A 9,495-nucleotide genomic window follows, 5' to 3' on the forward strand; every position below is an offset into this window, starting at 1 on the left:
CGGTGGGCAGCAGCACGGCGCCGTCCTGCGTCGAGCCGTCCGCGATCGCACCCAGGAACTCGAAGAACTGGGTGGCCCGCACGATCGTGTACGGCACCCCGGAGGCCTCCACGAGCTGCTCCTGGACGTGCTTGGCGTGCAGGTAGCCGCTCTCCGGGAGCCGGTCCGTGCCCACGATCGAGAGCACCACGTGGTGCCCGACGCCCGCCTCCCGCTCCGCCGCGAGCAGCGTGCGGCTGGAGGTGGTGAAGAACTCCTCGATCGCGGCGGGCTCGAACGACGGCCCGTTGGACACGTCGACCACCACGTCCGCGCCGGTCAGCGCCTCGGCGACCCCGGCCCCGGTGAGCGTGTCCACCCCCGTCGACGGCGAGGCGGGCACGGCGTCCTGCCCCGCCTCCCGCAGCACCTCGACCAACCGCGACCCGATGAGCCCGGTCCCACCCACGACGACGATCCGCATGACCACTCCCTCAACTCGGACAACTTCTGTCCGAGAATGTACTCGGACAAACCCTGTCCGAGTCAAGTAGGCTGCGGGGGTGAAGATGTCGGGCGGCGTCGAGTGGGGCCTGCACTGCTGCGTCGCGCTCAGCGGCATGACCGAGCCGGTGCCCGCCGCGAAGCTGGCCGAGTTCCACGACGTCTCGCCCACGTACCTGGCCAAACAGCTCCAGGCGCTGTCCCGGGCCGGGCTCGTGCACTCCACACAGGGGCAGGCCGGGGGCTACGCGCTCACGCGCGACGCCGCCGAGATCAGCGTGCTCGCCGTCGTCGAGGCGATCGACGGGCCGCAGTCGGCCTTCCGGTGCACCGAGGTGCGACAACGCGGCCCGCTCGCCGCCCCGCCGGAGTCGTGCACGCTCCCGTGCGGGATCGCGACGGTGATGGGGCGGGCGGACCGGGCCTGGCGGGACGCGCTGGCCGGGGTCTCGATCGCGGACCTGGCCGCGGACGTCGGCCGGAACGTGGGGGCGGGGACGCTCCCCGCGGTACGGGCATGGCTCAGCAGCTGACCCCTCGTGAGCGGCGATGGTCGCTCTGGCGACCATCGCCGCTCACAGGCGGGCGCGCAGGGACCGGGCGGCGGCCTTCGGGTCCTCGGCCTCGGTGATCGCGCGGACCACCACGATCCGCGTGGCGCCCGCGGCCAGGACCTCGTCGAGGTTCCCGGCGTCGATCCCGCCGATGGCGAACCACGGGCGTTGTGGGGCCCGCTCGGCGACCGTGCGGACCAGGTCGAGGCCGGGGGCGGGGCGGCCGGGCTTGGTCGGCGTGGGCCAGCAGGGGCCCACGCAGAAGTAGTCCACGCCGGGCTCGTCGGCCGCGCGCAGTGTCTCCGCCGCGGAGTGGGAGGACCGGCCGACCACGACGTCGTCGCCCACCACGCGGCGGGCCCATTCGACCGGCAGGTCGTCCTGGCCGAGGTGCAGGACGTCCGCGCCCGCCGCGAGCGCGACGTCCGCCCGGTCGTTGACCGCGAGCAGCCGGTCGTGCCGGGCGCAGGCCGCGGCGAGGATCTCCAGCGCCTCGAGCTCCTGCTTGGCCTCCAGCGGCTCGGCCCCCTTGTCCCGGAGCTGGATCACGTCCACCCCGCCCGCCAGCGCGGCGTCGGCGAACTCGGCCAGGTCGCCGGTGTCCCGGCGGGCACCGGTGCAGAGGTAGAGCCGGGCGTCGGCGAGGCGGGTCAGCAGGGTCGCACGGTCGAGTCGGGCCACGTCGTCGGAGCGTAGGGTGTGCTCGGAAGACACGGGAGTCCGCGTCGCGCGGGCTGAGAGGGGACCAGGTCCCGACCGTCGAACCTGATCCGGGTCATGCCGGCGCAGGGAGGATGAAGTGGCAGAGCTCGTCGTCGCCGGGGGCGGCGTCATCGGTCTGACGTGTGCGTGGCGCGCCGCGCAGGCCGGGTGGCGGGTCTCGCTGTACGACCCTTCGCCGCGCTCCGGATCCTCCTGGGTGGCGGGCGGGATGCTGGCGCCGGTCACCGAGGCGTGGCCCGGCGAGGAGGACCTGCTCGCGCTCGGCCTGCGGTCCGTCCGCCGAGCAGTGACCGGACCCCCCTCTCCCGCAGGATGGGGTTGAGGACGTTCGAGTGGTCGACCTCGGCGATCGTCACGGCGCGGCGTTCGGCGGCGATCCGCCCGGCGAAGCCGCGCCCGAGGGGGATGCGCACGCCCTGGCGGATCTCCTCCTCGAGGCCCTGCGCCGCGGTGGCCACGAGGTGGGTGCGGGAGGGATCGAGCAGCAGCACCGCCACGGTGTCCACGGCGAGCAGCTCGCGCACCCGGCCCAGGACCTCGACCAGCAGCTCGTCGATCCCCAGCCGGGTCAGACCGATGTCGGTCAGCGCCTGGACACGGCGCAGCCGGTCGGCGGGGAGCTGGGACCCGGTGGTCACCCGACGGAGCATAGGCCCGCCACGTCCGGGGCCCTGCTGCTCCATCCGCGACACCCGTGGGACTGATCAGCAGCAGGCCGACGCGGCCCGACGGCCGATCTTGCGCGCTCGCGCTGCGGTGTGCCCTCCGGCCTCCTACGTTCCGCTCGTCACGTCACGGAAGGAAGTGCTCCCCCCATGATCATCCTCGGGTTGATCCTGCTGCTCATCGGCTGGCTCGCCGGCATCTCGCTGCTCTACTACATCGGCGGCATCCTGCTGGTCGTCGGTCTGGTCCTGCTGGTCCTCGGCCGGGTCGGCCGCCCGGTGGGCGGACGCAAGGTCTGGTTCTGACCGAGGCGGGAGATCATCAACCCTGATGATCTCCCGCCGTCGCGACGCACGGGTGCTAAGGTCGACGGCGCGAGGGGGATGCGCACTTGGGGCGCCCTGTCAGGTTCAATTCCTGTGTCCTCCACCAACTTCCACGAAGGCCCGGCCCGGGTTCACCGGCCGGGCCTTCGTCGTCCGGGCATCCGGGACGCGCGTGGACCCGGGCTTTCCGGGTAGCCGACCGCTGCGGCAGGTTCAGACGGCAGCCCCCCGCTCACCACATTCGTCGAATGCTGAACGCGAGGCACCCATGTTCCTGCACGTGCAACGCCTGATCAACGAGATCGTCCCGGACGAGCCGGACCCGGCCGCCGCCAACGCCCTCCAGGAGGGCCTCGGCGGCCAGTTCGGCGAGATGCGCACGATGATGCAGTACCTGTTCCAGTCCATGAACTTCCGCGGTGCGACCGCGAAGCCGTACCGCGATCTGCTGCACGGCATCGGGACCGAGGAGATCAGCCACGTCGAGCTGATCGGCACCACCATCTCCCGGCTGCTCGACGGCTCTCCGAGGTACAAGGGCGCGGCCACCGAGCCGGTCGACGAGCCCGGCAAGGGCGGCAAGACCCCCCTGTCCATCGCCCTGGACACCAGCAACATCCACCACTACCTGGTCGGGGCGCAGGGTGCGCTCCCGGTCGACGCCGCGGGGAACCCGTGGTCGGGCTCGTACGTCTACAACAGCGGCAACCTCGTGCTCGACCTCCTCTACAACCTCATGCTCGAGTCCACCGGCCGGTTGCAGAAGTGCCGGATCTACGAGATGACCGCGAACAAGACCGCGCGGTCCACGATCGCCTACCTGATCGTCCGGGACCAGGCGCACGAGAACGCCTACGCGAAGGCGCTCGAGAGCCTGGGCATCGACTGGGGGAGGACGCTGCCGATCCCCAAGACCGACGCCGAGCAGTTCCCGGAGGTCAAGACCCTGCTCGACCAGGGCCTGCACCTCAAGCAGTACACGTTCAGCCTGGACAACCTCTCCGAGGCCGGGAAGATCTTCCGCGGGAGCGCCCCCGCCACCATGGACGAGGGCGAGCTGACCACCGAGCAGATGCCCGAGGGCTTCCCGATGGACATCGCCGTCGAGCGCCCGGAGGAGTTCGCCCCCGGCCTCGACCCCGCTCTGCTGGAGCTCGTGCAGCAGACCGCCGAGCTGGAGCTCGCCGACGCCGAAGGCTGATCCCTCCGTCCCGGGGGGATCGCCGCGCGGCGAGCCCCTCGGGACAGGGGTTCCCCCGTGCGTGGGTGGGCATCCGGGCCCCATGACCGACGTCCACCAGCGCACCGCGAAGTCCGAGCAGCTGCCCGGCCGCGACGCGGGCACGCCCACCGCCATCCCGCCACGCGGCTGGCTCCAGGTCGTCAAGCGGGCCTGGGCCGAGGCCAAGGACGACAACGTCCCGATCCTGGCGGGCGGGGTCGCGTTCGCCGCGTTCCTCGCCCTGTTCCCCGCGATGATCGCCGCCCTGACGCTCTACGGCCTCGTCGCCGATCCGGCCCAGGTCGCCGCGCAGGTCGACGACCTCGCCTCGGCCCTGCCGGAGACGGCCCGCCCGATCATCACCGACCAGCTCGCCGCGGTCACCGCGAGCAGCGACCGTGCCCTCGGGATCGGCCTCGTCGTGTCCGTGCTCGTCGCCCTGTGGAGCGCTTCCGGCGGCACGATGAACCTGATCAAGGCCACCAACCTCGCCTACGACGAGGACGAGACCCGGGGTTTCCTCACGCTCCGCGGCACCGCGCTCGCGCTCACCCTGGGCGCGGTCGCCTTCGTGTTGCTCGCCGTCGCCCTCGTGGCCGTCGTCCCGGTCGTGTTCGACGCCCTCGGGCTGGGCGGGGTCGGCCTCCTCGTCGCCGAGGTGGTCCGGTGGGTCCTGCTGGTGGCGCTCGTCGTCCTCGCGCTTGCCGTGGTCTACCGGGTGGCCCCCGACCGCGACGCGCCCCGGTTCCGCTGGGTGAGCACCGGCGCCCTCGTCGCCACCGTGCTCTGGGTGCTCGGCAGCGTGCTGTTCAGCCTGTACGTGAACAACTTCGGCAGCTACAACAAGACCTACGGGGCGCTGGCAGGCGTGATCGTGCTGATGCTCTGGCTGTACCTCACCAGCTACATCGTGCTGCTCGGCGCGGAGGTCAATGCGGAGAGCGAGCGCCAGACCGAGCGGGACACCACCCGCGGCGAGGAGCTCCCGATGGGTGAGCGCGGCGCGGAGGCCGCGGACACCGTCGCCGACGAACCCGTCTCGAAGGCACGGCGCTGAGACCCTGGGGTTGCCCGCCTTTCCGCGACAGGGCCATGCTGAGGGGGTGAGCGAGCAGTCTGTTCCACTGGACATCGACGATTCGGGACTCGCGCGGAGCCTGCCGCGCCCATCGCACGGGCACGACGAGATCCAGGGAGTGCCGTTCCGCCCGGTCGGGTTCCGGGACGACGACCTGCCCACCGCGCTGGAACGCTCCGCGCTGTGGTTGCGCGAGGTCCAGAAGTGGCTGGGGGAGCCGGTCGACGTGATCGGCGTCCACCTCGACTACGACGACACCCCCGGCGGCATCTACTACGAGGTCAAGCTGCTGTGCAACGACGAGGACCTCGCCGGGGTCCCGATCGCGTTGCGGGCCCGGCGGTCCGAGGCGCCCACCACGAACGGCGAGGCCCCGGACCGGGCGTGAGCGCCTGGTCCGTCACGGCCTGCGTGCGGTGACGAGCCAGGTCGCCGACGCCAGCTGCACCCCACCCGGCGTCTCGTGCTGCCGCAGCGCCGTGCGGAGGGCCTCGAGGGCGCGCTCCCGATCGGCGGGGGCGCGGCCCTCCAGCATCCAGCCGAGGAGCCCGACGACGAAGGCGTGCGCCTCCTCGGCGTCCCGGCCGTAGACCATCGGTTCGGTCAGCCCCTCCACCTCGACGTCCACGAACCCGGTCCCCGCCAGGAGGTCCCGCACCCGGTCGGGATCGCTCAGCGAGAAGGGCCCCGGCGCCCCGGGCGGCGGCTGCGGGGGGTCCTGACCGGCGAGGACCCGGGCGAAGAGCCCGATCCACTCGTTCCGGACCGCGGCCTGCCAGGTCAGCAGGGTGAGTCTGCCGCCCGGCCGCAGGGCGCGGGCGAGGTTCGCGAAGGCGGTCTCGGGCCTGCCGAAGAACATGGCGCCGGTCCGGCTGGCGACGAGGTCGAAGTGCCCCGGCGCGAAGGGATGGCTCTGGGCGTCCGCCTGCAGGAAGCGCGCGTTGGGCAGGCCTTCGCGGGCGGCGAGCCGCCGCGCGACCTCGATCATCTGCGAGGACAGGTCGATCCCGAGGGCCTCGCCGTCCCCCGAGGCCCGAGCCGCCTCACGCGTGGTCAGGCCGGTGCCGCAGCCGACGTCGAGGACCCGGTCCCCCGGGGCGATCCCGCAGGCCTCGTGGAAGGCGGGCTGGTAGTGCGCGAGCGAGGCGTCGAAGCGCTCGGGGTGCGCTGCCCAGAAGCCGCCCTCGGTGCCGTCCCAGGCCTGGGCCTGACCGGCGTTGCTCGGATCGACGTGTGCGGTCGTGGTGGTCATGGTGTCCTCCTATAGTCTCCTGGGGAGTAAAGCACATAGTCCCAAGGGGAGTAAATGACCCGACCGCTGACGAGTACGACGTTCGCCGTCCTCGGCCTGCTCGCCGTGCGCCCGTGGAGCACCTACGAGCTCACCCAGCAGATCCACCGCAGCCTCGGCCGGATGTGGCCGCGCGCGGCCAGCAAGCTCTACGAGGAGCCGAAGAAGCTGGTCGCGGCGGGTCTGGCCACCGCGGAGACGGAGTCGGTCGGGCGCCGCCCCCGGACCGTCTACGCGATCACCGAGGAGGGCCGGACCGCACTCGCCGGTTGGCTGTCCGAGCCGGGCGAGGGGCCCGTCGTGGAGTTCGAGCAGCTCGTCAAGCTGAGCTTCGCCGAGCACGGCACCCGCGCGGACGCCCTCCGCACGGTCGCCGCCGCGCGCACCTGGGCGGAGGAACGCAACGTCGTCAACCTCGCCGCCGCCCGCGAGTACGCCGCCGGGGCGGGCCCCTTCCAGGAGCGGGCCGCGCAGGGCATGCTCGCCGGCGCCTTCTTCACCGAGCTCTACGCGATGGTGGCGCGGTGGGCGGACTGGGCGACCGAACAGGTCGAGTCCTGGCCCGAGGACCCCGCCGAGGCAGTCGCCGACCCCACCGCCCTGGCGGAGATCGCCCGCCGCGCGGACTGGTGACCCCGCGAGTCCCCCACTTCCGACGCGCGAGTCGGACACCACAACCCGCGAGTCCCCCACTTTCGACGCGCGAGTCGGACATCCCCGCCCGCGCGTCGGAAGTGGGGACGCGCAGGGGGTGGGGCGTCGACGGGAGGAGCACGATGCTCTGGAACACCTACGCCGAGGCGGACGGGACCGTTCGAGCCGCGGTCTGGCACGGGGCGATCGACGCCGCCGTCGCCGAGGGGGCGCCCGTGCGCCCCCTCCGGAAGGAGGACGCATGAGCGCGCACACCCACGACATCACGATCCCCGGCCCGCCGCGGCTCGAGGAGGTGTCCGACGGGATCCACGCCTACGTCCAGCCGGACGGGACCTGGTGGATCAACAACACCGGGTTCGCGGTGGGTCCACAGGGCGTGGTGGCGGTCGACTCCTGCTCCACGGAGCGGCGCACCCGGGCGTTCGTCGAGGCCATCCGCTCGGTCACCGCCGCGCCGGTGCGCACCCTGGTCAACACCCACCACCACGGCGACCACACGTGGGGCAACGCCCTGTTCGACACCGCCACGATCGTCGCGCACGAGCGCGCCCGCGAGGAGATGATCGCCTTCGGCCCGCCGCGCGAGCTGCCGTTCTGGGAGAACCCGGACTGGGGGTCGCTGCCGCTGGACCCGCCGTTCCTGACCTTCACCGAGGGCGTCACGCTGCACGTCGGGGAGCTGCGCGCCGAGGTCCGGCACGTCGGGACCGCCGCGCACACCACCAACGACTCCCTCGTCTGGTTCCCCGAGCGGTCCACGCTGTTCTGCGGCGACCTGGTCTTCAACGGCGGCACGCCGTTCCTGCTCATGGGCTCGGTCGCCGGAGCGCTCGACGTCCTGGAGAACGTGGTCGCCCCGCTCGGCGCCACCACGACCGTCCCCGGCCACGGCCCCGTCTTCCACGACCGGGTCCCGCTCGATGCCACAGTGGACTACCTGCGGTTCGTGCTGGACCTGGCCGCGGCGGGGCGCGCCGCCGATGTCACGCCGCTGCAGGCCGCACAGGACACCGACCTCGGCCCGTACGCCGACTGGCCCGACGCCGAGCGGATCGTGGGGAACCTGCACCGCGCCTACGCCGAGCTCGGCGGCCTCGGCCGCGGCGCCCCGATCGACGTGATGGCGGCGCTGGGCGACATGGTCACCTACAACGGCGGGAAGCCCCTGACCTGCCTCGCCTAGTTCGTCGTGCAGGCGCCACCACTGGTACGGCGGGGTCTGCGGGCGACCTGCAGGCGTCTTCGCCCACTCCTCCTGACGCCCGAACGGGGTGAGGTCCAGCATCGTGAAGGTCGACAGGCCGAGACGCCTCCGGGGCGCTAGGCCGGTGCGCGGGTGTAGATCGACTTGAGGGAGACGTAGGCGTCGAGCCCCTCCGGTCCCAGCTCCCGGCCGAGACCGCTGGCCTTCACCCCGCCGAACGGCGCGCCGATGTCCAGGTCGAAGGCGTTGACCCCCACCGATCCGGTCTCCACCCGGCGGGCCACGTCCAGCCCGCGTTCCTCGTCGGTCGTCCAGACGGTGCCGCCGAGCCCGTACGGCGAGTCGTTCGCCATCGCGACGGCCTGGTCGACGCCGTCATAGGGCAGGACCGCCAGCACCGGTCCGAAGATCTCCTCGCGCGCCACCACGGCGTCCGGTGCGAGGTCCGCGAACACGGTCGGCTCCACGAACCAGCCGCGCGGGAGGTGCGCGGGCCTGCCGCCGCCCGTCACCAGCCGACCCTCCGACCGGCCCGCCGCGACGAACCCCTCGATCCGCTCGCGCTGGACCCGCGAGACCACCGGGCCAATCTGGGTGGCCTCCGCCCGGGGGTCGCCCACCACCAGGGACGCCGCCGCGTCCGCGACGGCCTCCACGACCTCCGCGTAGCGGGACCGCGGGGCCAGGATCCGGGTGCTCAGATAGCAGGTCTGGCCGTTGTTCAGCAGGCTCGCCCGGGCCAGGCCCCCGACCACGGTGGCGAGGTCGGCGTCGTCGAGCACGATCGCCGCCGACTTGCCGCCGAGCTCCAGGGTCACCGGCCGCAGCAGCCGACCGCAGATCTCGCCGATCGCGCGCCCCGCCGCCGTCGACCCCGTGAAGGCCACCTTGTCGACGCCCGGGTGCCCCACCAGGTACTGCCCCGTCTCCCGACCGCCCGGCAGGACGTTGACCAGCCCGGCGGGCAGCCCCGCGGCCTCGGCCGCGTCGGCGATCTGGAAGGCGTCGAGCGCCGTCTCTGGAGCCGGCTTGAGCACCACCGGACAGCCCGCGGCCAGGGCCGGGGCCAGCTTGAACATCGTGAGCGCCTGCGGGAAGTTCCACGGGACGACGGCGGCGACCACCCCGACGGGCTCGCGGCGCACCACCGTGGTCCCCCGCCCGTGGACCGCGGTCCGGCGCTCCTCCCGGGGGGTGTCCCGACAGAGCCCGGCGAAGTACCGCAGCGTGCCCGCGGGCCCGCGCCCCTCCGACGCCCGCGACACGGTGATCGGCATCCCGTTCTCACCGC

13 protein-coding genes, 1 pseudogene and 1 riboswitch are annotated in these 9,495 nt (G+C 73.0%); of the genes and pseudogenes, 9 read left to right on the forward strand and 5 right to left on the reverse strand.

Translation table 11 applies throughout. The features are described from left to right. On the reverse strand, positions 1-463 hold a 463-nt coding region (locus H5J29_RS10970; protein WP_181780829.1), incomplete at its 3' end, for an SDR family oxidoreductase. Between the two features lie 85 nt (positions 464-548). Here H5J29_RS10970 and H5J29_RS10975 point away from each other — a divergent pair. Next, the gene (locus H5J29_RS10975; RefSeq protein WP_181780841.1) at positions 549-1,016 is read left to right on the forward strand and encodes an RrF2 family transcriptional regulator; all 468 of its coding nucleotides are present in this window, start codon (positions 549-551) and stop codon (positions 1,014-1,016) included. Between the two features lie 42 nt (positions 1,017-1,058). On the opposite strand, the gene thiE is transcribed toward H5J29_RS10975, so the two are convergent. Then, positions 1,059-1,718 (reverse strand): thiamine phosphate synthase, encoded by a 660-nt coding sequence (thiE, locus tag H5J29_RS10980; RefSeq protein ID WP_181780830.1) that lies wholly within the window; start codon positions 1,716-1,718, stop codon positions 1,059-1,061. Between the two features lie 21 nt (positions 1,719-1,739). Continuing rightward, positions 1,740-1,846: riboswitch (TPP riboswitch) on the forward strand. Here thiE and H5J29_RS10985 point away from each other — a divergent pair. Beyond that, positions 1,837-2,043 (forward strand): annotated as a pseudogene (locus tag H5J29_RS10985) (FAD-dependent oxidoreductase); the annotation flags it as partial. Its footprint overlaps the riboswitch before it by 10 nt. On the opposite strand, the gene H5J29_RS10990 reads toward H5J29_RS10985, so the two are convergent. Further along, positions 1,982-2,443, reverse strand: a complete 462-nt coding sequence (locus H5J29_RS10990) for a GAF domain-containing protein (RefSeq protein WP_312858159.1) — start codon at positions 2,441-2,443, stop codon at positions 1,982-1,984. The pseudogene H5J29_RS10985 and the gene H5J29_RS10990 overlap by 62 nt on opposite strands. Before the next feature lie 132 nt (positions 2,444-2,575). On the opposite strand from H5J29_RS10990, the gene H5J29_RS10995 reads away from it, so the two are divergent. The 4 genes from H5J29_RS10995 (at position 2,576) to H5J29_RS11010 (ending at position 5,440) form a co-directional block, all read left to right on the forward strand. Continuing rightward, positions 2,576-2,731, forward strand: a complete 156-nt coding sequence (locus H5J29_RS10995; RefSeq protein ID WP_181780833.1) for a hypothetical protein — start codon at positions 2,576-2,578, stop codon at positions 2,729-2,731. A gap of 289 nt (positions 2,732-3,020) precedes the next feature. Continuing rightward, entirely contained in the window at positions 3,021-3,953 is a 933-nt protein-coding gene (locus H5J29_RS11000; protein ID WP_181780834.1) for a manganese catalase family protein, read from the forward strand. A gap of 82 nt (positions 3,954-4,035) precedes the next feature. Continuing rightward, a complete protein-coding gene (locus H5J29_RS11005) occupies positions 4,036-5,031 on the forward strand; it encodes a YihY/virulence factor BrkB family protein (RefSeq protein WP_181780835.1) in 996 nt (331 codons plus the stop codon). 46 nt (positions 5,032-5,077) lie between these two features. After that, positions 5,078-5,440 (forward strand): hypothetical protein, encoded by a 363-nt coding sequence (locus tag H5J29_RS11010; RefSeq protein ID WP_181780836.1) that lies wholly within the window; start codon positions 5,078-5,080, stop codon positions 5,438-5,440. Between the two features lie 12 nt (positions 5,441-5,452). Here the strand turns inward: H5J29_RS11010 and H5J29_RS11015 are convergent, their stop codons facing one another. Continuing rightward, positions 5,453-6,304, reverse strand: coding sequence for a class I SAM-dependent methyltransferase (locus tag H5J29_RS11015; RefSeq protein WP_181780837.1), 852 nt, complete (start codon positions 6,302-6,304; stop codon positions 5,453-5,455). A 54-nt stretch (positions 6,305-6,358) separates the two neighbouring features. On the opposite strand from H5J29_RS11015, the gene H5J29_RS11020 reads away from it, so the two are divergent. The 3 genes from H5J29_RS11020 to H5J29_RS11025 all read left to right on the forward strand — a co-directional run bounded on the left by H5J29_RS11020 (position 6,359) and on the right by H5J29_RS11025 (position 8,183). Next, on the forward strand, positions 6,359-6,976 hold the full coding sequence (locus H5J29_RS11020) for a PadR family transcriptional regulator (RefSeq protein WP_181780838.1): 618 nt from the start codon (positions 6,359-6,361) through the stop codon (positions 6,974-6,976). A 143-nt stretch (positions 6,977-7,119) separates the two neighbouring features. Beyond that, positions 7,120-7,242, forward strand: a complete 123-nt coding sequence (locus tag H5J29_RS35830) for a hypothetical protein (RefSeq protein WP_281375933.1) — start codon at positions 7,120-7,122, stop codon at positions 7,240-7,242. Then, complete coding sequence (locus H5J29_RS11025; RefSeq protein WP_181780839.1) at positions 7,239-8,183, forward strand: MBL fold metallo-hydrolase; 945 nt, start codon at positions 7,239-7,241, stop codon at positions 8,181-8,183. The genes H5J29_RS35830 and H5J29_RS11025 overlap by 4 nt, the downstream gene beginning before the upstream one ends. 137 nt (positions 8,184-8,320) lie before the next feature. On the opposite strand, the gene H5J29_RS11030 is transcribed toward H5J29_RS11025, so the two are convergent. Then, positions 8,321-9,495 (reverse strand): aldehyde dehydrogenase family protein (locus tag H5J29_RS11030; RefSeq protein ID WP_181780840.1); only part of this gene is annotated, 1,175 nt, incomplete at its 5' end.

It is taken from the genome of Pseudonocardia pini (assembly GCF_013870575.1).
Classification (GTDB): Bacteria; Actinomycetota; Actinomycetes; order Mycobacteriales; family Pseudonocardiaceae; genus Pseudonocardia; species Pseudonocardia pini.

What these genes read in the sequence shown, in the direction of transcription:
- H5J29_RS11025 (WP_181780839.1), top strand. Translation starts at nt 7,239, where the DNA reads ATGAGCGCGCACACCCACGACATCACGATCCCCGGCCCGCCGCGGCTC.
- H5J29_RS11000 (WP_181780834.1), top strand. Translation starts at nt 3,021, where the DNA reads ATGTTCCTGCACGTGCAACGCCTGATCAACGAGATCGTCCCGGACGAG.
- H5J29_RS10975 (WP_181780841.1), top strand. Translation starts at nt 549, where the DNA reads ATGTCGGGCGGCGTCGAGTGGGGCCTGCACTGCTGCGTCGCGCTCAGC.
- H5J29_RS11005 (WP_181780835.1), top strand. Translation starts at nt 4,036, where the DNA reads ATGACCGACGTCCACCAGCGCACCGCGAAGTCCGAGCAGCTGCCCGGC.
- H5J29_RS11015 (WP_181780837.1), bottom strand. Translation starts at nt 6,304, where the DNA reads ATGACCACCACGACCGCACACGTCGATCCGAGCAACGCCGGTCAGGCC.
- H5J29_RS10990 (WP_312858159.1), bottom strand. Translation starts at nt 2,443, where the DNA reads ATGGAGCAGCAGGGCCCCGGACGTGGCGGGCCTATGCTCCGTCGGGTG.
- H5J29_RS35830 (WP_281375933.1), top strand. Translation starts at nt 7,120, where the DNA reads ATGCTCTGGAACACCTACGCCGAGGCGGACGGGACCGTTCGAGCCGCG.
- H5J29_RS11020 (WP_181780838.1), top strand. Translation starts at nt 6,359, where the DNA reads ATGACCCGACCGCTGACGAGTACGACGTTCGCCGTCCTCGGCCTGCTC.
- H5J29_RS10995 (WP_181780833.1), top strand. Translation starts at nt 2,576, where the DNA reads ATGATCATCCTCGGGTTGATCCTGCTGCTCATCGGCTGGCTCGCCGGC.